This is a genomic window from Actinoalloteichus hoggarensis, from assembly GCF_002234535.1.
GTDB lineage: Bacteria > Actinomycetota > Actinomycetes > Mycobacteriales > Pseudonocardiaceae > Actinoalloteichus_A > Actinoalloteichus_A hoggarensis.
Genome location: NZ_CP022521.1, coordinates 466,038 through 490,109, shown reverse-complemented (window position 1 = coordinate 490,109; position 24,072 = coordinate 466,038). Strand labels below are relative to the sequence as shown.

21 protein-coding genes are annotated in these 24,072 nt (G+C 71.7%); 6 read left to right on the top strand and 15 right to left on the bottom strand.

The genetic code is table 11. The features are described from left to right. Window positions 1-74: 74 nt before the first annotated feature. The 4 genes from AHOG_RS02220 to AHOG_RS02205 all read right to left on the bottom strand — a co-directional run bounded on the left by AHOG_RS02220 (window position 75) and on the right by AHOG_RS02205 (window position 2,997). Window positions 75-1,208 (bottom strand): lysophospholipid acyltransferase family protein, encoded by a 1,134-nt coding sequence (locus AHOG_RS02220; RefSeq protein WP_245856517.1) that lies wholly within the window; start codon window positions 1,206-1,208, stop codon window positions 75-77. A 151-nt stretch (window positions 1,209-1,359) separates the two neighbouring features. Beyond that, entirely contained in the window at window positions 1,360-2,412 is a 1,053-nt protein-coding gene (locus tag AHOG_RS02215; protein ID WP_093939874.1) for an NAD-dependent epimerase/dehydratase family protein, read from the bottom strand. A 128-nt stretch (window positions 2,413-2,540) separates the two neighbouring features. Beyond that, the gene (locus AHOG_RS02210) at window positions 2,541-2,642 is read right to left on the bottom strand and encodes a 30S ribosomal protein bS22 (RefSeq protein WP_010241351.1); all 102 of its coding nucleotides are present in this window, start codon (window positions 2,640-2,642) and stop codon (window positions 2,541-2,543) included. A gap of 142 nt (window positions 2,643-2,784) precedes the next feature. Then, the gene (locus tag AHOG_RS02205; RefSeq protein ID WP_075738437.1) at window positions 2,785-2,997 is read right to left on the bottom strand and encodes a helix-turn-helix domain-containing protein; all 213 of its coding nucleotides are present in this window, start codon (window positions 2,995-2,997) and stop codon (window positions 2,785-2,787) included. Window positions 2,998-3,794: 797 nt separating this feature from the next. Between AHOG_RS02205 and proC the strand changes: the two genes are divergently transcribed. Further along, window positions 3,795-4,646, top strand: coding sequence for a pyrroline-5-carboxylate reductase (gene proC, locus AHOG_RS02200; RefSeq protein WP_093939873.1), 852 nt, complete (start codon window positions 3,795-3,797; stop codon window positions 4,644-4,646). On the opposite strand, the gene AHOG_RS02195 is transcribed toward proC, so the two are convergent. The 8 genes from AHOG_RS02195 to mshA form a co-directional block, all read right to left on the bottom strand. Then, complete coding sequence (locus AHOG_RS02195; RefSeq protein ID WP_093944079.1) at window positions 4,647-5,573, bottom strand: proline dehydrogenase family protein; 927 nt, start codon at window positions 5,571-5,573, stop codon at window positions 4,647-4,649. A gap of 468 nt (window positions 5,574-6,041) precedes the next feature. Next, window positions 6,042-6,944: a sugar phosphate isomerase/epimerase family protein gene (locus AHOG_RS02190; RefSeq protein ID WP_245856516.1), complete on the bottom strand. Its 903-nt coding sequence runs from the start codon at window positions 6,942-6,944 to the stop codon at window positions 6,042-6,044. Next, entirely contained in the window at window positions 6,941-8,746 is a 1,806-nt protein-coding gene (locus tag AHOG_RS29685; protein ID WP_093939872.1) for a hypothetical protein, read from the bottom strand. Before AHOG_RS29685 ends, AHOG_RS02190 begins: the two co-directional genes overlap by 4 nt. Before the next feature lie 469 nt (window positions 8,747-9,215). Further along, window positions 9,216-9,896, bottom strand: a complete 681-nt coding sequence (locus tag AHOG_RS02180; RefSeq protein WP_093939871.1) for a response regulator transcription factor — start codon at window positions 9,894-9,896, stop codon at window positions 9,216-9,218. Then, window positions 9,893-11,143 (bottom strand): sensor histidine kinase, encoded by a 1,251-nt coding sequence (locus AHOG_RS02175; RefSeq protein ID WP_093939870.1) that lies wholly within the window; start codon window positions 11,141-11,143, stop codon window positions 9,893-9,895. Before AHOG_RS02175 ends, AHOG_RS02180 begins: the two co-directional genes overlap by 4 nt. A 378-nt stretch (window positions 11,144-11,521) precedes the next feature. Beyond that, window positions 11,522-12,274: a phosphoglyceromutase gene (locus AHOG_RS02170; protein WP_093939869.1), complete on the bottom strand. Its 753-nt coding sequence runs from the start codon at window positions 12,272-12,274 to the stop codon at window positions 11,522-11,524. A gap of 489 nt (window positions 12,275-12,763) precedes the next feature. After that, a complete protein-coding gene (locus tag AHOG_RS02165) occupies window positions 12,764-13,282 on the bottom strand; it encodes a type III secretion system chaperone family protein (RefSeq protein ID WP_093939868.1) in 519 nt (172 codons plus the stop codon). Beyond that, complete coding sequence (mshA, locus tag AHOG_RS02160) at window positions 13,279-14,604, bottom strand: D-inositol-3-phosphate glycosyltransferase (protein ID WP_093939867.1); 1,326 nt, start codon at window positions 14,602-14,604, stop codon at window positions 13,279-13,281. The genes AHOG_RS02165 and mshA overlap by 4 nt, the downstream gene beginning before the upstream one ends. Window positions 14,605-14,894: 290 nt before the next feature. Between mshA and AHOG_RS02155 the strand changes: the two genes are divergently transcribed. The 4 genes from AHOG_RS02155 to AHOG_RS02140 all read left to right on the top strand — a co-directional run bounded on the left by AHOG_RS02155 (window position 14,895) and on the right by AHOG_RS02140 (window position 19,975). After that, window positions 14,895-16,118, top strand: a complete 1,224-nt coding sequence (locus tag AHOG_RS02155; protein WP_157736593.1) for a GDSL-type esterase/lipase family protein — start codon at window positions 14,895-14,897, stop codon at window positions 16,116-16,118. Window positions 16,119-16,261: 143 nt separating this feature from the next. Continuing rightward, window positions 16,262-17,752: an MFS transporter gene (locus AHOG_RS02150; protein WP_093944077.1), complete on the top strand. Its 1,491-nt coding sequence runs from the start codon at window positions 16,262-16,264 to the stop codon at window positions 17,750-17,752. Between the two features lie 135 nt (window positions 17,753-17,887). Beyond that, the gene (locus AHOG_RS02145; RefSeq protein WP_245856514.1) at window positions 17,888-18,748 is read left to right on the top strand and encodes an SDR family NAD(P)-dependent oxidoreductase; all 861 of its coding nucleotides are present in this window, start codon (window positions 17,888-17,890) and stop codon (window positions 18,746-18,748) included. A 465-nt stretch (window positions 18,749-19,213) separates the two neighbouring features. Then, complete coding sequence (locus AHOG_RS02140; protein ID WP_093939865.1) at window positions 19,214-19,975, top strand: VOC family protein; 762 nt, start codon at window positions 19,214-19,216, stop codon at window positions 19,973-19,975. Between the two features lie 252 nt (window positions 19,976-20,227). Here the strand turns inward: AHOG_RS02140 and AHOG_RS02135 are convergent, their stop codons facing one another. The 3 genes from AHOG_RS02135 to AHOG_RS02125 all read right to left on the bottom strand — a co-directional run bounded on the left by AHOG_RS02135 (window position 20,228) and on the right by AHOG_RS02125 (window position 22,860). Next, complete coding sequence (locus AHOG_RS02135; RefSeq protein WP_093939864.1) at window positions 20,228-21,403, bottom strand: XRE family transcriptional regulator; 1,176 nt, start codon at window positions 21,401-21,403, stop codon at window positions 20,228-20,230. Window positions 21,404-21,506: 103 nt separating this feature from the next. Continuing rightward, the gene (locus AHOG_RS02130; RefSeq protein WP_157736592.1) at window positions 21,507-22,235 is read right to left on the bottom strand and encodes a hypothetical protein; all 729 of its coding nucleotides are present in this window, start codon (window positions 22,233-22,235) and stop codon (window positions 21,507-21,509) included. A 436-nt stretch (window positions 22,236-22,671) separates the two neighbouring features. Further along, entirely contained in the window at window positions 22,672-22,860 is a 189-nt protein-coding gene (locus AHOG_RS02125) for a hypothetical protein (RefSeq protein WP_093939862.1), read from the bottom strand. 559 nt (window positions 22,861-23,419) lie between these two features. Here AHOG_RS02125 and AHOG_RS02120 point away from each other — a divergent pair. Further along, window positions 23,420-23,821 carry a hypothetical protein gene (locus tag AHOG_RS02120; protein WP_157736591.1) on the top strand — a complete coding sequence of 134 codons (402 nt, stop codon included), beginning with the start codon at window positions 23,420-23,422 and terminating at the stop codon, window positions 23,819-23,821. Window positions 23,822-24,072 lie beyond the last annotated feature (251 nt).

Here is a 24,072-nt window from a genome sequence, read left to right as displayed (position 1 = left end):
ACGTGGTGGGACGGCCGTGTGAGGACACCGCCTGGGCACGACACCCGCGCTCCGCCGCCGAGGGAGACACGCGGTCAGTCGGCGAAGACCCCGCCCCGCCGGGCCAGCAGTCGGTACAGGGTCTGCTGGATGGTCTCGCGCACCTGGTCGGTCAGGTTGAACACCAGCATCGGATCCTCGCAGGCGTCCGCGCCGAAGTCGGTGGTGTCGATCGGCTCCCCGAACTCGATGTACCACTTCGACGGCAGCGGAATCGCGCCGAGCGGACCGAGCCAGGGAAAGAGCGGAGTGATCGGGAAGTACGGCAGACCCAACAGTCTGGCCAGCGGCTTGAGATCGCCGAGCAGCGGATAGGTCTCCTCGGCTCCCACGATCGAGCAGGGCACGATGGGCACCCCGGTGCGCAGCGCGGCGGAGACGAAGCCGCCCCGACCGAAGCGCTGGAGCTTGTACCGATCCCGGAACGGCTTGCCGATGCCCTTGAAGCCCTCCGGCCAGACCCCCACGACCTCGCCCGCCCGCAGCAGTCGCTCCGCGTCCGGATTGCAGGCCAGCGTATGCCCGGCCTTCCTGGCCATCGCGCCCACGACGGGCAGCCGGAACACCAGGTCCGCGCCGAGCATCCGCAGATGCCGCCGTCCCGGATGGTGGTCGTGAATGGCCACCGTGGTCATCAGGGCGTCCAGCGGCACGGTGCCGGAATGGTTGGCCACCACGAGCGCCCCGCCTTCAGCCGGGATGTTGTGCAGTCCGGTCGTCTCGACGCGGAACCACTTCTCGTACAGCGGGCGCAGCGGGGGAAGGAACAACGCGTCGGTCAGGTCGGGGTCGAAACCGAAGTCGTCCACTCGGTAGTCACCGGTGAGGCGACGCCGGAGGAAGGCCAGCGCCTCGGCCGCCCTGGCCTCCCAGTCCGTTTCCGCGGCCCCCGCCGTGCTCGCCGCCCCGGTGTCCCCCGCGCGGGCCGTCGAGCCCGCGACGCCGTCCTCCGCCCGTCGGGAGCCGTCCGGCCCCGCCTGCACGCGGTTCCCGTCGGCGGAGCCGCTCGTCCGTGCCGAGGGCCGCCGCGCCTCCGACGCCGAACCGGGCTGCTGCTCGGCGGCGGTCCCGAGGTCGGGCACCGCTGTGACTCGTCGTTGCGATCCCGCGCCGGTCGACGTCGTCCGACGATCGACGGCGTGCAACGGGATCACCCGAGCATCGGCCACCGTCTTCCTCCTCCTGGTCGCCACCTGTGTCGTCTGTTCGTGCCCGCCGCCCGGACGGCACATGGTCTCGTTCGCCGCACCACGTCATCCGACGTCGTTCGATGCCTGGTGAGATCGCGGCGACGCTGCCGCCTGGCACCCGGTGGGCCGGTCAGCCGTTCCGGTCGGTCGGCGCCCCGCCTGCCCGATCCCGGACTCCACGCTCGAGAGCCGTGAGCCAGTCGTGATCGACGATCGGACGGAGCCCTCGGCTCGTCACGAAGTCGTCGAAAGCCTGCCGGGTCGTCCACCTCGGTGTGAAGCCGAAACTCTCCTTCAGCCGCGTGGTGTCGAGCACTCGGCCGAAGTTCAAGAACCGCACCTGGTCCGAGGACAGGTCGAGCAGCCTGGTGCCCCGCAGCAGGTTGCCGACCGGTCGTACGGCGGTGCCCGGCACCGGAAGCGCCACTCGCCCGGCCCGACGGACGGCCTGCGACAACATGATGACGCCGTCGGCGCCCACGTTGAACACGCCCGGCAGCCTGCCCAGGCTGGCCCGCTCCAGCACCGCGAGGGCGTCCTCGGGATGCAGCAGCTGCACCCGTGCGTCGTGCCCGAGCACCGTGGGGACGATCGGCATGGCGAAGTACCTGGTGAGGGCCGTGTCGATGTCCGGGCCGATGACGTTGGCGAACCGCAGCGTGGTGATGTCCACATCGGGCCTGCGCCTGCCGAATCCGCGCAGGTAGCCCTCGATCTCGGCCGCGTCCTTGGCGTAGCCGCCGGAGGGCAGGTCCTTGGGACCCATCTGCTCGGTGAACATCGCCGGATCGCGGGAGCTGGCGCCGTAGACGGCGCTGGTGGACTTCAGGACCAGCCGATCGACGGTCGGCGCCGTCTGGCACGCGGCGAGGAGCTGCATCGTGCCGAGGACGTTCATCTCCTTCATCACCGACCGGCCGCCGCGCGAGGAGGCCGACGGTGTGACGGCGGTGTGCACGACGGTGTCGACCCTCGCCGCGGCGACCACCTTGGCGATCAGCGGGTTACGGATGTCGGCCAGGATGAATTCGGCACGGCCGAGCGCGCGCCGAAGCTCGGGGGCGGGCGGCACGACGTCCACGCCCAGCACGCGTTCGATCTCGGGATCGCGGGCGAGTCGCGCCGCCAGTCTGCCGCCGAGGAAGCCGGCGACGCCGGTCACCAGCACCACGCGAGGCTTCATCGCGTCTCCTCCCTCGGCGCCGGAATCACCGTGATGCTACCGAGGGGGCGATGCCGTCGCCGACGAACCGGCGGCGGACATGAGCGCGCCCGCACCACAGACGGTGCGGGCGCTGGCGCGGCTCGGGTCTACTTGCCCAACTTGCGCCGCTGCACACGGGTCTTGCGAAGCAGCTTGCGGTGCTTCTTCTTCGACATCCGCTTGCGGCGCTTCTTGATAACCGAGCCCATCCGGGATTCCTCGCTGTCCTCTGTGAGTGTGGTCGAACCTGGCTCGTGCTGGTGCGCTCAGAGCAGGTTGCAGGCACACGACACGAACGGCCTTCCAGGGTACCTGTGAGCTTCGGATCTTCTAGACCGGGCCGCGTCGACCTCATCCGGCGTCGAAATACGCCCGATCCAGATAGCTGTGCACTGCCTTCTCCTGGACGCGGAAGGACCGGCCGACACGCACCGCGGGCAGCTCGCCCGAGTGCACGAGCCGGTAGACGGTCATCTTGGAGACACGCATGAGCGCCGCCACCTCCGCGACCGTCAGAAACCGAACCTGCCCGAGTCCCTCTGTGTGCTCCTCCTGCATGGACATGGGTCATCGCACCCTTCAGCACCTGTCGCGCCGCCGGGCTTCCCCTCCCGACGGTATCGACACGCATGTGCTCCCTCGAGGGTAACGGGGCATCTGGGGTGACTGCGACAGCCGAGACCGCTCGCGAGGTCGTCACCAGGGCAGTACGGTCCCTCGCCGACCCGCCGCCCGGACGTCTCCCGAGGGCCGGCGGGCCGCGCGTCTCGGCGGCGGCCGCCGACGCGGTCCGGGCGCCGTGCCGCGTCGGAGGACGACGGACCGGGTGACGCCGGCTCCCGATCCGGCGAACGCACCCGGTCCGGTGAAGCGCGAGCGGGGCCGCCTGGACCGTCGGGGCCGCCGGCATCCGGCGGCACGCACCATCACGCGCCGCTTCGCCGGGGACCACCGGGTTCCGCGGCCCGGCGTCCCGCCGGGCCGCGTCGGTCGCGCCCGCCGCACCGACGGCGCGGCTCGCCGAGGCCGTCGCGCCTCGATCTCGCGAAAGGGCCTTCCGAGGCGATCAAGGCTCTGCGAGGCGATCCCGTCCCCGCCTCCCGAAGCCGTCACGTCTCCGGTTCCCGACGCCGTCACGTCCGGGGCCGACCGACGCCCCGACGAGCGAGCCGACGGCCGCGCGGGCGGCGTCACACGATCGTGTGAGCGCGCGGGCGGCCCGCCGGAGCTCCGACCACGTCCACGCCGCGAGAGGCCGTCGGAGGGCTCCAGACAGGCCCAGGACGGTCTCGGCACCTCGCCCCGGTCGCCGGGCCGTGCGATTGGCGTCCGGGCGGAGGCGGCCGGCACGCTGTGGCGCCATGACCAAGATTGCCGTGCTGGGAGCGGGCAAGATCGGCGAGGCGCTGCTGTCCGGACTGCTGACCGCGGGCCGCCGCGCCGCCGATCTGCTGTTCACCGAACGCCATCCGCAGCGCGCCGCCGAGCTGACCGAGCGCTACGGGGTGCGGTCCGTCGACGTGCCCGCCGCGGCCGAGGAGGCGGACGTGCTGGTCGTGGCGGTCAAGCCGCAGGACATCGAGCCGCTGCTGGACGAGCTCGAACCCCGGCTGGCCCGCCGAGACGCCGCCGGGCTGCCGCGCGGCCTGGTCGTGTCCCTGTGCGCGGGCCTGCCGACCGGCCTGTTCGAGTCGAGGCTGCCCGAGGGGACCTCGGTGGTACGGGTCATGCCCAACACGCCGATGCTCGTCGGCGAGGCCATGAGCGTGATCTCGGCCGGGCGGCACGCCACCGAGGAGCAGCTCGACCTCGTGGAGGAGCTGCTCGGCAGCGTCGGCAAGGTCCGCAGGGCTCCGGAGGGACAGCAGGACGCGGTGACCGCGCTGTCCGGCTCCGGGCCGGCCTACTTCTTCTACCTCGTCGAGGCGATGATCGACGCGGGCATCCTGGTGGGCATCCCCCGCGCGATGGCCGCCGACCTGATCGTGCAGTCGGCCGTCGGCGCGGCGACGATGCTCCGCGGCGCCGAGGGCCACCCGGTGATGCTCCGCGAGGCGGTCACCTCCCCGGCGGGCACCACCATCGCCGCGATCCGTGAGCTGGAGAAGCACGGCGTGCGGGCCGCCCTGCTCGATGCCATCGAGGCTGCCAGGGACCGGTCGGTGGAGCTGGGCCGCGCCCACGACATCGGCTCGGCGACCGACCGGGCCTGATCAGCGCCGCGACGTCAACGCGCGCAGGAACAGCGCGGTGTTGGCGGGCCGCTCCGCGAGTCGGCGCATCAGGTAGCCGTACCACTCCTGGCCGTAGGGCAGGTACACCCGGACGGCCTCGCCCGCCGAGGAGAGCCGAAGCTGCTCCTCGGTGCGGACGCCGTGCAGCATCTGGAACTCGTAGCTGCCGGGGGCCCGCTCGTGGAGCCGCGCCTGCTCGGTGAGGATCTCGATCAGCCGAGGATCGTGGGTGGCGAACATCGGATAACCCTCGCCTGCGAGGAGATCGTTCGCACACTGCACGTAGGAGCGGTCGACCTCGTGCATGGTCGGGAAGGCGACCGACTCCGGTTCGGCGTACGCGCCCTTGCACAGCCGCACCCGCGATCCCGGACCGGCCAATGCCTGCGCGTCCCGCCTGGTCCGACGCAGGTACGACTGGAGCACCGCGCCCGTACCGGGCCACGTCCTGCGCAGCTCGGCGAGCACTCGGAGCGTGGAGTCGGTGGTGGTGTGATCCTCCATGTCCAGGGTGACCGTGGTCCCGGCCTGCTCGGCGGCGGCGCAGATGCGCGCGGCGTTGTCCAGGCTCAGCCGCTCGTCGAAGACCTGTCCGAGCGCGGAGAGCTTGACGCTGACCTCGACGCGGGAGGCCAGCCCCTCCTCTCGGAGCCGCTCGAGGACGTCGAGGTAGGCCTGCACGGCGGACTCGGCGAGGGCCTTGTCGGTGGTGTCCTCACCGAGGTGGTCGAGGGTGACGGTCAGTCCGGAGGCGACGAGGTCGCGGGCGACGGCGACCGCGTCGGCGGTCGTCTCCCCCGCGACGAAGCGCCGTACGACGTCACGGCTGATCGGAGTGGTGGCGACCAGGCGGCGTAGGGCATCGTTGCCCGCCGCAGCGAGGATCAGACTGCGCAGCGGATTCACGAGCGGCACTGTACGACGCCGCTGATCGCGTCATGTCATCCGGGCTGGTGACAGGCACCCGGCGGGCCGAGATCGGTCGAGATCGGCGTGTCGGAGGGCCCGATCGGCGCGGCGCGGATACCGACCGCCGCGGGGCGACGATGCCGCCCGCGATGCCCACGCCGGGCTCGGGCGAACCCGGCGTGCGGGCCGCTGGACGTGAACCCGCCGCGTCGGCACGCGAGCAGGCGGCGGGGACGACGCCTCGGCACGGTCTGCGCGGGCACGTCGACACCACCCGGGTCGGGGCTCACGACACACCCCGCCCCGGTCGGGGCTCACGACACACCACCGCCCGAGTCGGGGCTCACGACACACCACCGCCCCGGTCGGCGTCCCCGACGATCCACCGCCCCGGCGAGGCTCCCGACGCATCGCCGGGGTCGGGTCTTCCGGCACACCCACCGCCCGATCGGGAGTACGCCCTGTTCAGCGGGCGAGCGAGCCCCGGAAGAGGTGCAGCCGTGCGAAGGCCAGCGCCTCGGCCAGTTCCGCGGCCCGGTCCTCGGGTGTCCTGGCCTTCCTGGTGTTGACCTCGATGACGACGGTGCCGTCGAAGTCGCTCTGCGCGAGATGCTCGCAGAGCAGACCGCAGGGCTGCTTGCCCCGCCCCGGCAACAGGTGCTGGTCCTTGGCCAGTCCGCTGCCGTCGGCCAGATGAACGTGCCGGAGCCCCGTTCCCATCCTGGCCGCCAGCTCCATGGCGTCGACGTGCGCGGCGGCGGTGTGCGAGAGGTCCAGTGTGTAGTGCCGGTGTCCCTGGTCGGTCGGGTCCGGCGACGGCCGGAAGGCCGACACCTGCAACGGTGCGGGCGCGGCCATCGGCCGAAGCCGGGCCGCCTGCATCCGGGCGCCGAAACGGCGAGGGTTGGGCGGTCGCAGGGGGAACATGTTCTCCACGGCGACGGCGATGCCGCTGCTCTGGTACAGCTCCTCGACGAGGTCGGCGAAGCCGTCGGCGTAGCGACGCTGCCAGCGGAACGGCGGGTGCACCACCACGGTCGTCGCTCCCAGGTCCTCAGCCGCCGACACGGCCCGACGGAGCCGCTCCTCCGGGTCGGCCGACCACACCCGCTGGGTGATCAGCAGGCAGGGCGCGTGCACCGCCAGGACCGGCACGCCGTGGCTGCGGGCCAGCCGCCGCACGGCCGCCGGGTCCTGACTGATCTGGTCCGCCCAGACCATCAGCTCGACGCCGTCGTAGCCGAGGTCCGCGGCGAGGCCGAACGCGGCTTCCACCGGCTGCGGCCACACCGACGCGGTCGACAGCCCGACCGGAATCCGGTGTCGTCGGAATCCGCCCGTCGCGGGGTCCCCGGCCGTCGTGCTCACAGCCCGAGGAGCAGCAGGGCGGCGGGCGAGACCGTCACGATCAGGCCGACCAGCACGGTGAACAACGTGGTGTTCAGGTCGTCGGTGCGGCGGATTCGTCGGACCGCGAAGACCAGTCCGGTGGTGACCAGCAGCGCGAGGCCGAGCGCCAACGGCGGAATGCTGTCCCACAGCCACTGGAAGGCCAGCCAGAGCGCCCCGCCGCCGACCACGCCGCCGATGAGCTGCCCGGCCATCACCAGCCATTCGACCAGCGGTGAGCGGCGCTCCTCCTCCTCGTCCTCCTCGTCCTCCTCGACGTCGATGTCGACGTCGGCCGCGTCGTCGTCGGCGAAGACCCGGTCCTCGGGGTAGGAGCCGTCGTCGTAGTCGTCGTACTCGTCGAGGTCATCCCGGGCGACGCGGGTGTCACGGCCGTCGTAGGCGTCGTCCTCCCCGCCGTCCAGCTCGCCGTACTCGTCATAGCGTTCGTCCGCGGGGTCCGCCGTCGCGGCCCGGCCCGCGAGTCGTCCGTCCATCCCGTCTCCGTAGAGACCGCCGAAGTCGTCGAGGTATTCGTCTCCGTCGCCGACGATCCGCTGCTGCTGGGTCTCCTCGGACGCGGAGACGCCCGCCGCAGGCGGTGCCAGACCGGGCAGCGGCGCGACGGCGGTCGCCGAGGCCCCGGCACCGAAGCCGGGGTCCTCCGGCGGGTCCTGGTACGGCGGGATCTCGCCGCCCGCGTAGCTGTCCTCGAACCAGTCGGAGCCCGCCATCGTCTGTTCCGCCGCCGCCGCGGCACGGGGGCCGGGCGTCTGGTCGGGGTCCTCGTCGAAGTCCGGACCGGCCGGGACGCGCGGCAGCTGCTCGGTCATCGGCTCGCGACGGGGCGGTGCGGTCTCGTCTCCGCCGAGCCTGCCCGCGACGGAGGTCGTCGGCTCCGGTTCGAGAGCGTCCCGCACCACCGGATGCTGAGCCGTCGCGGTCAGATCGTCCGGATAGTCGGGGTAGCCCGGCGCGGCGGCGGGCTGGGGAGGGTACGAGGCGGGCGGGCCTGGCTGCTGTCGCGGCTCGGGCCCCGGCGCGTCGTCGTAGTCCTGATCCGGGTAGTCCTGATCCGGGTAGTCCTGGCCCGGGTAGTAGTCCTGGCCCGGGTAGCTCTGGTCGGGGTAGTCCTGCGCCGGGTATCCCTGGTCGGCGTAGCCGCTCTCCGTCGGGTAGTCCTGCTGCGGGTAGCCCTGGCCGGGGAAGCCCTCCTCGACGGGATAGGGCTGCTGCGGATAAGGCTGCTGCGGGCGGTTGCGCTCCGGGTGTCCCGGTTGCGGATGCCCCTGTTGTGGGTGTCCCGGTTCCAGGCGACCCGGTTCTGGTCGACTCGGTCCTGGTCGGCTCGGTTCTGGGCGCCGATCGGAGTAGTCCTGCTCGGGATGGCCCTGATCCGGGTGAGGTCCTGCCGCGCCGCCGTACTGCACGGCGCCGTACGGATCCTCGTAGCCTTCGTAGGGCTGCGGAGGCTGCGCGGGCCGCGCGCCGGGCGGGGGGCCCGGGGCCGCCGCCGGATCGGGCCGGGCAGCGGGCTGCGGGGGGGAGACGGGCGGCCCCTGCGCCTCCAGCTCGTCGTCTCGGATACGACGCATTCGACCGCTGTCCGAGAGCACCCGTTCGATGATCTCCTGCGGAGCGGCCTCCGAGGCGTCTTCGGCTCGCCGCCGCCGACGCCTACCGCCTCCCTGCGCGTTCTTGCCCTCGCTGCTCCCGTAGGCGGCGAGCAGCTCGGCGACGCTGCGAGGGGCGTCCTGATCCGATCGGTCGTCCCCACTCATTGCTTCCACCGTGCCCCGGTCGGGCCCGTGCGTCCAGTGGAACACGACGGTTGTCGCGTGGGTCGCCCTGATGCGGGGGTCATCACGGTTGTCCGCACACTCCCATCAGTCTCTTCCAGACCTCGTCCAGACGCTGCGCATGCCCCCGCCGGGCAACGTCCACGGGTCGCTCGTCGCTCGGGTGGGCGACGCTCGCATGGTGGCCGGTGTCACCGCCGTCGCAAGGTCGCCTCGCCGTCCCCGACCGGGTCACGTCGAGTGGCGGTCCGCTCCACCGGCCACGTCGGCCCCGCCCGGCGTCGGGCAGGCCGCAGGGTCGAAGATCGTCGCCAGACGGTCCGACGTCACGCACCGCTCGGCGCATAGCGTGCAACGTTACCGCTTCGCTACCAGCGGGCCGTGCGCAGTGGCCGGTGTACGTCGGTCGCGGTCACCCGACATGGCCGAGGCCGTCGCGAACCGTCACCGATCAGGTCTCCAGCTTGTATCCCAGCCCTCGGACGGTGATCAAGAACGTCGGGTTCCCGGGATCGGGTTCGATCTTGGAGCGCAGTCTCTTGACATGCACGTCCAGCGTCTTGGTGTCGCCGACGTAGTCGGCGCCCCACACCCGGTCGATGAGCTGCCCTCGGGTCAGCACCCGCCCGACGTTGCGCAGGAGGTACTCCAGGAGGTCGAACTCCTTCAGCGGGAGACTGACCTCCGTCCCCGACACCGTGACGACGTGACGCTCGACGTCCAACCGGACCGGACCCGCCTCGAGGATCTGCGACGGAAGCTCGTCGGAGTCGCCGCCCCTGCGCAGCACCGCACGCACCCTGGCGATCAACTCGCGGGCGGAGTAGGGCTTGGTCACGTAGTCGTCCGCCCCGAGTTCGAGGCCGACCACCTTGTCGATCTCGCTGTCGCGCGCCGTGACCATGATCACTGGTACGGTCGATCGCTGGCGGAGCTGCCTGCACACGTCGGTGCCGCTCATCCCCGGCAGCATCAGATCGAGCAGGACGATGTCGGCGCCGTTGCGGTCGAACTCGACCAGCGCCTCCTGCCCGGTCATCGCCACCGCCGCGGTGAAGCCCTCCTTGCGCAGCAGGAAGGCCAGCGGCTCGGAGAAGGACTCCTCGTCCTCGACGATGAGCACCCTGGTCATTGCACTCCTTCATGTTGGACGGCCGTCGACCGAATCTCGCCGGCCGAGCCGATCGCGGCGGAGCCCACCTCCGCCGCGGCCACACCTGTGGTCTGCGCGCCGCTCGCCGCGGACTGCTCGGCCGAGACCTGCTTCGGCACGACCTTCGCGGGCACGCTGAGCGTGAACGTCGATCCGGTTCCGGGGCTGCTCCACAGCCGAACGGAGCCCCCGTGGTTGGCCGCGACGTGCTTGACGATCGCCAGGCCCAGTCCGGTGCCCCCGGTCGCCCTGGATCGTGCCTGGTCGACGCGGAAGAACCGCTCGAAGACGCGCTGCTGGAACTCGGGGTCGATGCCGATGCCCCGGTCGGTCACCGAGATCTCGACGTAGCCCGCGACCAGCCTCCGGCTCACGCTGACCGGGCTGCCCTTCGGCGAGTAGGAGATCGCGTTGTCGATGAGATTCGACAGCGCCGTGACCAGCAGCATCCGGTCGCCGTCCACCTCGAGGCCCGCGTCTTCGTCGGTGGTGACCTCGATGCCCGCGGACTCGGCGGCCAACCTGCATCGGCCGAGAGCCTCCTGGACCAGGTCCTCCACGTCCAGCGCGGTCAACTCGGGCAGTCGCTCGGCGCCCTGCAATCGGGAGAGGGCGATCAGCTCGGTGACCAGCGTCCCCAACCGGGTCGCCTCGTGAAGGATCTTGCCGCTGAACCGCCGCACCTGCTCCGGCTCGCCTGCCGCGTCCAGGATCGCCTCGGCGAGCAGCGCGAGCGCGCCGACCGGGGTCTTCAACTCGTGACTGACGTTGGCCACGAAGTCCCGTCTGGTCGACTCCAGCCGGACGGCCTCGGATTCGTCGACCGCGTCCACGACGATGAATCCGTCGCCGAGCGGACGGACCTCGGCGGCCACGGCACGCGGCGCGCGGCCTCGGTTGGTCGGTTCGGACAGGTCCACCGCCAGTGGTCGGTTCTCGGCCAGCGCCTGCTCGGCGGCCGCCCTGGCTCTGGAGTCGGGCACCTTGGCGCGGACCACGCCGAGGTCCACGGCACGTTCGTTGTGGAAGACGACGTCGCCGAAGCGGTTGAGCACCACGACGCCGTTCCTGGCCGAGCCGATCAGCCGCGACAGCAGCTCGGCGATCGTGACGACGGAACGGTCCCTGGCGGACGGTCTGCGTACCCGCCTGCCGATCAGGAGACCGATGATGCCGCCGACCAGTACGAGACCGATCGACAGTGCGAGTGAACCCACCGTGCCCACAGCCGAATCGTAAGCACGCCGGCACCCGCTGAGCCCAGAGTCGAAGGCGCAGACGTGATGCCTTCGACAGTCCCGAGGCAGGATGTTCGACGCTGTGATACCGGCCGTTCACCCTCAGTTTCCCCGGAAGGGTGAACGGCCGATGTCGAACCGACGGCGGGCGCCGGGCCGGGTCCAGACCGGCGGGCATCGTCGGGCCGGTGTCGGCGTCCGCCGAGGCCGCCGAGGAGCGAGCCGACGAGCGGGCGGACCGGCCGGCGCCGGGACACCTGGACGGAGCACCGGGACACCGAGACACCGCAGTGCACGCGGGCCCGGCCGGCGGCCGACACGGAGCGAGCCCGCCGGCCGCCGGTCGGCGGGAGAACGGACCGGTGCCTAGCGTCCCTGGCTGGCGACGGCGGCGATGGCCTCGTTCGCCGCGTCGGGGTCCAGGTAGGTGCCGCCGGGCCGCACCGGAGTGAGGTCCGCGTCCAGGTCATAGCGCAGCGGGATGCCGGTGGGGATGTTCAGCGAGGAGATGGCCTCGTCGGAGATTCCGTCCAGGTGCTTGACCAGCGCCCGCAGCGAGTTGCCGTGCGCGGCGATCAGGACGGTCCGGCCCGCCCGAAGATCGGGCACGATCGACTCCTCCCAGTACGGGAGGAGTCGGACCACGACGTCCTTCAGGCACTCGGTGCGCGGCATCGCCGAGCCGAGGTCCGCGTAGCGGGGATCGGTGTCCTGCCCGTACTCGTCGCCGAGGGCGATCTCCGGCGGCGGCGTGTCATAGGACCGACGCCAGAGCATGAACTGCTCCTCGCCGTAGGTCTCCAGGGTCTGCTTCTTGTTCTTGCCCTGGAGCGCGCCGTAGTGCCGCTCGTTGAGGCGCCAGTCGCGCCGAACCGGAATCCAGTGCCGATCGGCCGCGTCGAGCGCCAGGTAGGAGGTGGCGATGGCGCGGCGCAGCAGCGAGGTGTGCACGACGTCCGGCAGCAGGTTCGCGGCCGACAGCAGGTCGCCGCCTCGGCGTGCCTCCAGGTGCCCCTTCTCGGACAACGGCACGTCGACCCAGCCGGTGAACAGGTTCTCCGCGTTCCAGGTGCTCTCGCCGTGTCGAAGCAGCACCAGAGTGCCCACGTCTGAAGTCATGGTGCCCAGCCTGCCAGGCCCGTCGACGGGCGCCCGCGACAGCCACCGCGACGGCAGGGGGCCGGGCGGATCACCTTCGAATTCGACTACTCAGCGTGCGTTTGCGCCAAAGTTCCTCGCCTGAACGCAGCATGGATGGTGAGACATCTCACCAATGTCGACTACTGTCCGAGATGATGCAATAGATCCGTTACACAATCATGACCGATACACTCGAATGGAGCAGCGCCAACCCCTTGTGCCGGATGTGAAACTTCTGCCAAGTTGATAATGCTCTCGCGGATCGGCTCCCACGCACTCCCCGGTCCGACGAGGGTGCCTGCGGTTCGCCTCCCCCGTCGGACCGCAGACCCGTCAGGCGTCCTGAGTGCCCCCCGCTCAGTGACCCGACAGACGGGACCTGGCGCGGGGCGGCTTGAGTTCGCGACTCCCCCTCTCTCCCAAGCCGCTCCGCGCTTGTCCGGCGCCATCACCCGGAGAAGCCCCAGGTCAACCCGGGGTTGAATCCCGAAACAGGTGAGCGAAGGCCGCCAGGTTCCTGGTCGACTCGCCCCGTGTCGTGCGCCACTCCCACTCACGTCGAATGGCACTCGCGAAGCCGAGTTCGACGAGCAGGTTGAAATCTCCGTCGGCCGTCTCGAGCACCTGCCCGAGCACTCGGTCGAGTTCCTCCTCGTCGACCGCGGCGAGTCCGATCCGCCCGATCAGATAGATGTCACCGAGGGTGTCGATCGAATAGTGGACCCCGTAGAGCCGGGCGTTCTTCCGCAGCAACGCCCGATACACCTGCTCGTGGGCCTCGTCCGGTGCGCGACACACGAACGCCTCGACCCGCAACGCCTGCGCGCCCACCGTCAGCTGACAGGTCGTCTCCAGCTTCCGCACACCGGGAAGGGTGACGGTGAACCGTCCCGCGTCCTCCCGGCGATAGGTCAGCTCCCGCTCGTCCAGGACGGCGCTGATCAGTTCCTGGACCTCCCGCCGCCGATCCGCACCCGCACCGCTCACCCTGCCCTGTCCTCCCGTTCGTCCCGGCGGCCGCCGTCCTCGGCGAAGGCGCCGATCGCCTCACGATAGGTCGCGACCAGCGACTCCGTCGTGCTGTCCCAGGAGAACCGGCGGGCGTGGGCGACCGCGCCCGCCGCCAGGGCCGCCCGGTTCGCTCGATCCAGTACCACCGAGCGGATGACGCGCGCCCAGTCGGCGGGGTCGTGCGAGTACACCAGTCGACCGGACCGGCCGTCGGCCACCGCCACCGGCAGCCCTCCGACGGCGGCGGCCACCACGGGCGTTCCGCAGGCCTGCGCCTCCAAGGCCACCAGGCCGAACGACTCGTTGTGGCTCGGCACGGCCACCACGTCGGAGGCCCGGTAGACGTCCGCGAGGGCCGAGCCCGACCTCGGCGAGAGGAACCGCACCACGTCGCCGATGCCCAGTTCGGCGGAGAGCTTCTGCAGAGCCTCCGGCTGCTCCAGCCCGGTGCCCGACGGGCCGCCGACGATCAACACCACGAGACGACCCCGCAGCCCGGGATCGTCGGCGAGCAGCCGGGCCGCCGCCCGGACCAGGACATCGGGTGCCTTCAACGGCTGGATGCGGCCGACGAAGGTCAGCACCACGGCATCCGCCGTCAGACCCAACGCCGCGCGCGCCTGGCCGACGTCGTCGGGCGCGAAGGTGTGCAGGTCGACCCCGGGCGGCACGGTGGCCACCGACTCGGGCCTGGCGCCGTAGAGGGACACCAGCTGATCGAACTCGAACGCGGTGTTGGCGACCAGCCGGTCCGCGGCGGCGACGACCTGCTCCTCACCGATCACCCGCACCCGGGGCTCCGGCTCGTCGCCCTCGGCCAGGGCCGCGTTCTTCACCTTGGCCAAGGTGTGGGCCGTGTGCACCAGCGGCACGCCCATGCGCTCCTTCGCCAGCCAGCCCACCTGACCGGAGAGCCAGTAGTGCGAGTGCACCAGGTCGTAGTACCCCGGCTCGCTCTGCGCCTCGACCCGGAGCACGCCCGCCGCGAAGGCGCACAGCTGAGCCGGCAGCTCCTGCTTGCCCAGATCCTCGAACGGACCCGCCATCACATGGCGGACCAGGACGCCGGGGGCGTGCTCCACCACCGGCGGGAGCTCGGAGGAGGTCGCCCTGGTGAAGACCTCGACCTCCACACCCCGACTCGCCAGCCGTAACGCGGTCTGCATGATGTAGACGTTCATGCCGCCCGCGTCGCCCGTGCCGGGCAGCTCCAACGGGGAGGTGTGCAGGGACAGCACCGCGACGCGGCGCGGAGTGCGCTCCCGGCCCGCGGCGCGCAGTGTGGTCACCTCGCGCATGACCTCACCTGGCTGTCTCCGCTCGTCCCGACCGTCGACGGGACGCACGCGCCGAGTCCGGCCACGCCGCATCATCCTTTCCTCATGGCTCTGGTGAGCACCCGGTGTGTCTGAGCGCTCGGTGTTCTCCGGCCTCACGCGGTCCCGGCCCACGCACTGTTCCCGCGCCTCGACACGGCGGGCTCCCCGGATGACGCCCGCCCTGTGGCTCAACCACACTCTTGGGGCAGAGCTTCCCGCCGGGCAGGATCGATCTCCGGCACCGGTACGACACCATCAGGAGACCCACCATGCGCAGGCTCGCGGCGGCAGCTCTTCTCCTCGGCCTGCTGGCCGTGCTGTCGGTGATCCTGATCCGTCCCGCGCAGGAGACACAGCCCGACGCCGTCGAACCGCAGCCGGGGATCACGACCTGGTCGGCCGCGCCGCAGCCTCCGCAGGATGCCCAGGCGGAGTCGCTCGGCTTCACCGAGGTCACCGTCCGCACCGCCATCCGCGTCAGCGCGGGCGGCGACGCGATCAGCCTACGACTCGACAACACCTACGGAATCACGCCGTTGGACGTGGCGGCCGTCACCCTCGCCCGGCCGGTGGGCGACGGACCGGCGATCGAACCGGCGAGCCGGCTCCGCCTGCGGGCCGACGGACAGACCTCGTTCCGCATCCCGCCGGGCGAGAGCGTCTACACCGACCCGGCGGCCGTCACCGTCGCCGACTCCGCCCGGCTACTCGTCAGCTACCACCTGCCCGGCCCGACCGGACCGGTGACCCTGCATTCGATGACCGGCGAGCCGACCTGGCTCGCGGCGGGCGAGCAGGTCATGAATGCCACGGGAGGAGTCTTCGAGAGGCATCCGAGCAGGCCGGTGCTCGGGGCCGCCGTCGTCTACGGCGGACCGGCACGCGGCACCGTCGTGGTGCTCGGCAGCTCGACCGCGGATGGCGTCGGGGTCGACGGGGCGAGCTCCCGGCGCTGGCCGGATCTGCTCTCGGACCGACTGGCCGAACCCGGGCCACGCAGGCTCGCGGTCGCCAACGCCTCGATCTCCGGGAATCAGATCCTGACGTCGACGACCTACGGCGGCAGCGCCCAGCTGGACCGGCTCGACCGGGACGTCCTGGCCCTGCCCGGCGCTCGTGTGCTGGTCCTCAACTCGGGCAGCAACGACCTGCGCAACGGCGTGGACGCTCCCACGGTGCTGGCCGCGCTGGAGGACATGGCCGAGGCGGCCCGTGATCGCGGCCTGTTCGTCGTGGCGACCACGGTCACGCCGTTCGGGGAGCACCGGTCCTTCACCGAGGAGACGGAGGCCGTCCGCCTCGCCGTGAACGCGGCGATGTTCCAGTCGCCGTCCTTCGATCTGGTGGTCGACCTCGACGCCGTGACCCGCGATCCGGCTCGGCCCCAGCGGCTGCGGCCGGATCTCGACGTCGGCGACGGCTCACATCCGAACCAGCTCGGCGCCCGGCTGATGGCCGACGCCGTGCCGCTCGACGCGCTGCCCTCAACCTGAGCCCCAGACCCGGTCGGCAGTCGACGGACGCCGTGCCCCGCCACGAATTGAGCGGACCTCCTGGGGGCCGTAACCTCGGGACGACAGGCGCTGACCAGCGCTGACGGCTCGATCGGTCCGTGATCGCAGACGAGGCGGGGTCCATGGCGGCAGGCGCGTCGGCACATCCGGAACAGGCGCGACTCGACACCACCGCAGGCAGGCTGATCCTGCTCGCCACCGTGCTCGGCTCGGCGATCGCGGGCATCGACGCGACGGTGGTCAACGTGGCGTTGCCTGCCCTCGGCCGGGACCTGGACGCCGACTTCGCCGACCTTCAGTGGACGGTCAACGGCTACACCCTCACGTTGGCCTCGTTCATCCTGCTCGGCGGCTCGCTCGGGGACCGCTACGGCCGACGTCGGATCTTCGTGATCGGCGTCGTCTGGTTCGCGGTCGCCTCGGCGCTGTGCGCGGCGGCGACCGGCGTCGAGATGCTCGTCGCCTCGCGCATCCTCCAGGGCGTCGGCGGGGCGCTGCTGACGCCGGGCAGCCTGGCGTTGATCTCGGCGTCGTTCCATCGGGACGACCGGGCCAGGGCCGTCGGCGCCTGGTCCGGTTTCGGCGGGATCGCCACCGCCGTCGGCCCGTTCCTGGGCGGTTGGCTGGTCGAGGGGCCGGGCTGGCGCTGGATCTTCCTGCTCAATCTGCCGTTGGCCGCCGCCGTGGTGATCCTGGTGCTGCGGAAGGTGCCGGAATCCCGTGATCCGGCGGCGGCGCCCCGGCTGGACCTGTCGGGCGGGCTGCTCGGCGTCCTCGGACTCGGCGGGGTGAGCCTCGCGCTGATCGCGGCGGACGACGGCTTCTCGGCGACCGTGGCCGTGGGCGCGGTGGTCGGGATCGCCGCGCTGGCGGGTCTGGTGACCGTGGAGCGACGCGGGCGGTACCCGATGCTTCCGCCGGAGGTGTTCGCCAATCGACAGTTCACCTCGGCGAACGTCGTGACGGCCGCTGTCTACGCCGCCCTGGGCGGGGTCTTCTTCCTGTTGGTGGTCCAGCTCCAGGTCGCGGCCGGGTTCTCGCCGATCCTGGCGGGCACGGCGCTGCTGCCGGTCACCGTGATCATGCTGCTGCTGTCCGCGCGGATCGGCGGGCTCGCCGATCGGATGGGGCCGAAACTCTTCCTGAGCGGCGGACCGCTGCTCGCCGCGGGCGGGGTGCTGCTGATGCTGCGAATCGGCCCGGAGTCGTCGTATGCCCGTGACGTCCTGCCCGCCGTGATCGTCTTCGGCCTGGGACTGTCGTTGATCGTCGCTCCTCTGACCGCCACGGTGCTCGCGGCGGCCGAGACCCGCCACGCGGGGGTCGCCTCGGGGGTGAACAACGCGATCGCCCGTGCCTCGGGGCTGCTCGCGGTGGCGGTGCTCCCGATGGCCGCGGGCATCGGCGGCGACGACTACGAGGATGCGGCGACGTTCACCCGCGGCTTCCACATCGCGATGGTGCTGGCCGCGGCGCTGCTCGCGGTGGGCGGGATCATCGCGGCACTGCTGATCAGCGACCGGCCGAGGCGGCCGGGCGGCACACGGCCGCGCGGGCACTACTGCGCGATCGACGGTCCACCGGTCCAGGCGGGCCGCCGCCGCGGCCGTTGAGGGCGGCGCCCGCCGCGCACCGACACCGCGACGCCCTGATGCCGCGACACCCTGACGTAGACACGTCATCCGTGGCGCGTGTCACAGAGCGGCGCGATCGGTGTGCAGTGGGCGGATCGGGCACCATCGGGAGCCGTGAACACCAGTGAGGGAACCCGCACCGACCGCGCCGCCGTCGCGGCGGACGACGCGATGAAGACCGCGAACGACCTCAGGCCCGCCAACGACGTGGCGACCTCCGCGGCAGACTCGGGCAGGCCCGACGACCGCCCTGTCGCCGTGGTCACCGGTGCGAGCGCGGGCATCGGCGAGGCCACCGCTCGCGCGCTCGCCGAGGCGGGCTTCCACGTGGTCGTCGGCGCCCGCCGCGTCGACCGCCTGGAGCGCCTCGCCGAGGAGATCTCGGGCACCGCACTACGGCTGGACGTCACCGATCGGGACTCGGTGGCCGGATTCGTCGCGGCGGTCCCCGCCGCCAGGGTGCTGGTGAACAACGCGGGCGGCGCCCGAGGCCTGGCCCGAGTGGCCGAGGCGGACGAGGACGACTGGCGCTGGATGTGGGAGACCAACGTCATCGGAACGATGCGGATCACCAAGGCGCTGCTGCCCGCCTTGATCGACTCCGGGAACGGCCACGTCGTCACCGTCACGTCGATCGCGGCGATCGAGGCCTACGACAACGGCGCGGGCTACACCTCGGCCAAGCACGCCGAGAGCGCGATGCACCGCACGCTGCGTGGCGAGCATCTCGGCGACCCGGTCCGGTTCACCGAGATCCTGCCCGGCATGGTCGAGACCGAGTTCTCGCTGGTCCGCTTCGACGGAGACGCCGAGCGGGCGGCGGGCGTCTACTCGGGCCTGACACCGCTGAGCGCCGAGGACGTCGCCGACACGATCGCCTTCGCGGTCACCCGGCCCGCGCATGTGAACATCGACTCCATCGTCCTCAAGCCTCGGGCGCAGCACTCCGCGATGCGAGCCGTCCGGCAGCAGTGAGGACGCGGCTCGGGTCCGGCGGTCGGCCCGCCGCATCGGGACGTCGGCGGGCGGGTGGGCCCGCGGCGCTCCGGCAGTCGTGATCGGCCGTCGTCGGGTGACGCGGCCGAAGACCGGACACGGACGGCAGGCTCGCACGCGGGCATGGCCTGGCTCCGATTCGTGCCGCGATTCGTCACCGGGCCGGGACGGCGGCCGTGCTCCGTGCTCTCGGCTCGCTGACGTGGCCGCCGAGCCTGGTCGGCACCGGCTCGGCGAGCGCATGGGCCGGTCGGCACCGGTCGGGCGAACTCCCGGCCGTACGGACTCCCGCCAGGCGCGGCGGCGTCGGAACGTGGCGTCCCGGCAGTCGGCAGCCGGGACGGCTCTCATCCGTCCCGGCGGAAAACCGCAGCTCAGCCGACGCGCCCGCCGTCGTCGTGCTTACCGTTCGGCGACAGCATCGATTCGGCCGATCGGAGCAGCATGAGTGAGGTCACCAGCAACCAGCACGCCGGAACGCCGACCTGGATCGACCTGGGCATCCCCGACCTGGCGCGGGCCGTCGAGTTCTACCACGCGGTGTTCGGCTGGGAGTTCCGCACCGGCGGCCCCGAGACCGGGGGCTACACGATCTGCACGCTTCGGGACAAGGCCGTCGCCGGGATCATGGCCGACCCGAACGCCGACGCCACCGAGTTCTGGTGGAACGTCTACCTGGCCGCCGACGACTGCGACGCCACCGTCGAGCGGGTCGTCGCGGCGGGTGGCGCGGTGGTCCATCCGGCGATGGACGTGCTGGACAAGGGGCGGATGGCGATCGTGCGTGATCCGGCGGGCTCGCAGTTCGGACTCTGGCAGGGCAGGGCGCTGGTGGGTGCGGAGCTGGTCAACGAGCCGAACACGCTGGTGCGCAACGACCTGATGACGCGGAACCCGGAGCCGATCGCGGAGTTCTACGCCTCGGTCTTCGGCTTCACCCCGGAACGCAACACACAGATTCCCGGCATGGAGTTCCTCTCGCTGATCCGGTCGGACGGCCACGACCTCGGCGGAATCTTCGCCGCCGACGACAAGACGCCCACCGGCTGGGACACCACGTTCGAGGTCTCCGACGTGGACACCGCCGTGCGACGGGTCGCCGCGGCGGGAGGTCAGGCGAGCGACCCCGAGGACTTCCCCTTCGGCAGGCTCGCCATGATCACCGATCCTTTCGGCGCCCGGTTCAGCGTGCACGCGATGCCCTGATCGACGGACGGAGGCCCCGGACGGGGCGGACGCGACACCGGCCTGGTCCGACCCGGGCACCGCTGCGATCCGGCCCCGTTCCGATCGGTTTCGCGGCCTCTCGGATCCGAGGATCCGATGGTCGCCGGCCTGCCCGGACCTGTGGTGGCAGAAGGCGGGCTCCCGCCTGCCGCCGAAGGCCCGGCTGCGGCATCCCCGTCGAGGGTGCGGCCCCGCTCGCCGCCGTCGGCGCCCACGCGCCGAACGGAGTGGTCAGCCCGCCGAGGAGACCAGCCGGAGCCGAGGCCTGCTCACCCGGATGCCCAGCAGCTCCCGCAGCCAGGGCAGACCGATCCGCAGCCGCTCGGCCAGCAGCGACAGCGGCAGGCCCTGATCGGCCGCCAGGTCCAGCGCCTTCAGGAGCAGGGCGGGTTCCTCACCCGGATGTTCGCCCCGTACGGGCTCACCGGATCGCCAGCCCATCCTGGTGAGGGTGACCATGAGGCCGCGGTACTCCGAGTCGGAGTAGACGCCGAGGGTCCGCCCCCGGTACGCCATCGCGGCGATGGACACGCCCCAGCCGCCGCCCAGCTCGGCGAGGGCGGCGACGTCGGAGGCGGCGGGCAGCAGGTCGCCGAACACGGCCTCCGGCATCAGCAGTTCGGCGGCGAACGCGTTGGCCTCGCCCTCGTGGTGGGCACTCCCCGGCGCCGGATCGGGGTGCAGTGTCAGATGGCCGAGTTCGTGGGCGACGGAGAAGCGCCGCCGCAGCACGTCGCCCTTGTCGGTCAGCACGATGACGGGCCTGCCGTCGACCGGTGCGGAGAAGGCGTCGATGTTCTTGCGGCCACGTCGGCCGCCGGTGCGCGCCCGCGCGTCGGCGGCGGGATCGCATCGGGCGGGATCACGGGCCGCCGTGTTCCGAGCGCCCGCGCCCCGCAGCCGGGTGACCACCACGCCGCGGGCCTCGAGCTGCCGCACCAGATGCGGCAGCGGTCCGTCGCCGAAGCCCCAGTGGCGGCGGATCGCGCGCGCCGCGGCGGCCGGGCTCTCCGCCGCGACGGGGTCCAGTTCCACCATGGGGAGGTTCACGACCTCCTCCAGCCGCACGACGATCTCCCAGAGCAGTTCCACCTGGGCGAGCGCCTGGTCACGTTCGACCACGGTGGTGGCTCGCAGGGAACGGAAGTGCGCCCGGCCGGTGTCGAGCCGCAGCTGCGGGCGGCCCGGCTCGAAGAAGCCGACGGGCACACCGAGCGCCTGTGCGCACCGCTCCCGGATGTCGGCGGGCGGGGTGGCCAGCCCCGACTCGTAGCGGGCGAGGGTGGCGGGCGCCCGGTCGATCGCGGCGGCGAGGTCCCTGGTGTGCAGTCCTGCCAGCCGTCGACCGAGCACGAGCCGCGCCGGGTCGAACGGCCGGTCCCGCTGCGGGGAACCCGTGATCGTCAATTCCGCCCCCGGTCGGTCGCCGCTCGTTGCCAGGCGACCAGTCTCCCCCGTGGCGGCTCACGCCGTGCCACGAGGGTGGCCGGATGTCGATCTTGAGTTCGGCTCAGCCCGCCTCGGGTTCCGCCCGGCCCGCGACGGGGCGGTCCCGGCCAGCACCGGCGATGTCGCGGCGCGGTGTCAGGTCGAGATCGGGCAGGTCCAGCATCTGCTGAGCGGGTCCGACGGGGAACATCGCGGGCGCGGCCGATCCGATGCCGTCGACCACGTCGCGCAGCGGATGGACCCACGTCCAGTCGATGCGATTGCGGGTGTCACGAGTGCCCTGGCCGATCCAGGCGTCGGCGAGCCCGGCCTCCGAGCCCGTCCACAGCAGCAGGATCACCTCGCGTCCACCGGTGATGGCGAACTTCCGGGTGAACAATCCCGGATGGACGCCTGCGGGATCGTCATCCCGCAGGACCAGATTTCGCTGGACGTCGCCGTCGTCCAGGATCGGGTCGTCCGGGGAACCGCCCTTGGCCCGACATTGATAGATCACGGTTCGCGGCGTGCACAGGAATAACGACTGCCGGGACTGATCCACCTCGATGCCGGGGACCTCCTCGGCCACCGTCTCGGCCGTCCCCACCAGATAGTGATAACGATCGAAGCCGAAACTGTGCGGGTTCGCCCAGTCGCCTCTCGGGTCGCGTCGCCGCAGGTCCTGGGCCTCTCGCGCGGCCGAATGGCTGTCGTCGAGCCAGCTGAGCAGCGCCTCGGCGAGCCGCACCGGGGCGACCGGGGCGACGAGATCGGCGAAGCGTGAGGTTCCTCGACGGTATTCCTTGACCACGGGCACTCCTGACATCGCCGCCGTCGACTCATCGCCGCTACTGCCGTTGTACCGGGCGGGGGCGACAATTCGCGTCCGCCGACCGGGGAGTCCCTACGACGACGGGAAATCCACGGGACGAGGACGCCGGCGATCAACTTCGCGCCGATGCACCCGACCTCGCCCGCGCTTCGTCGGCATGTCGAATCCTTCCGGAATCACCTTCGACCGAGGAGGCACGAACTTCCCGACGACGTCACCGTGTCCGCGGCGGACGCCGTAGGAGGATGGCGTGCTCGATCCCGGCGAACAGGCGAGCGGCATTCGAATCAACACCGAAGGCGGCGCGGGAATGCGAATCCCGATGCGGAGGGCGTCCTGCCGGAGAAATCAACGACGCGGGCCGCGGCGTGCCCACCCAGGCGGCCCGACGTCGATTCTTCGATCCGACGAATCGTCAGGCGACCAGGCGGCTGCCGACGCCGATCTCCAGGTCGTCCTCCAGTGCCGCCAGCTCGTCGCCCGACACCAGCACGGCCAGGGATCGACCACGCCGCGTGTTCACCACGAGGCCGCCTCCCGACTCGGCGGGCACGATCGCCCCGATACCACGATCCACGCTGTCTCGCCCCTCGATCATGTTCATGCCGGTGTTCTACCCGAGAGGACCGACACTCAACCAACGATTTAGCCCAGCTGCGGACTGTGAGCACCCATACGGAGTAACCACCGACACGGACACGCACAGTGAGCTACCGGAGAGGGCTCGGGCGCCCGCGACGACGGTCGATCGGAGTCCCCGCTTTCGGGCTACCCGCGATCTCGTCGCGCCTGGATTTCTTCACCCGAGACGACTACAGACGCCTTCCTGCTCATCCAGCAGAATCACGGGAATGGCGCGAAGAAGGTCGCCGGCTCGACGCTGCGGACATCCGACACGCGACGGAACCCCATGCCGTAATCCGGTCGATCGCACGACGGCATTCCACCGCCGCTGCCATCACCATTCCTCTGGTGGGACGTCGCGAGGGAAATCGCCGCCCGCCGTCGTCCGCCGCCGAACGACACCGCTGTCGGGCCGCGCGACCTCCCCGAGGTCACGCCTCGGCCGCACCCCGCCACGACGCCGCGGAAGTCCGACGGCCCCGGATCGGATGCGCGCCGTCATCGAGCGGCACACCGCCCGCCCCGGGTGGCAGGGTCGAGTGCGATCCCGTTCGCGGGCGCTCATGGGCACCGCCGAATGGCGGGCTCTGGAATCGGCGGGCCCCTCGGTGTGCCCGGTGCTCGCCGACGTCGCCGAGGAACTGTGCCGACTGCGCAATCGTCTCCTGCGCCGCCTCCGTGACGTCGTACGGCAGGCACTGCGCGAGCGTCCCGAAGTAGTGCGCAGGGCCGTCACCTCGCTGGCGGAGCGCTACGCCGATCATCAGCTCGGAAACCCTCGGGAGGTGGCGCTCGCGCTGCGAGTGATCGGCGTCTATCTCTGCGTCGTCGGGGCTCGACTGGGCGGTTGCCGATGTCTACGCCCCATGGTGCGCGAGGCGACGCCGGAGGTGGTCAAGACACGGCTGGACGAGGCCCTGCCGGAGCCGCCCGCCCCGTGATCGCGACTCCGGTCGCGAGTGAACCCCGCCCACGGCCCGGCACCGCCTCGGCGACGACCGAGGCGGCGCGAGCCTCCCGCCGTCTGGTTCCGCCGCGAGTCGGGATGCGCGACCGGCCGCGAAGTCGTCGTCCCGTCCGGCCGGCCGCACGAGGCCGCGGCATCACGCTCAGCCCGACCGCCCATCGCGGCCGTGCGATCGGCGTCGACGTCGGAGCGCCGCACCGGGGACGACCGAGGCGGCGGCCCGCG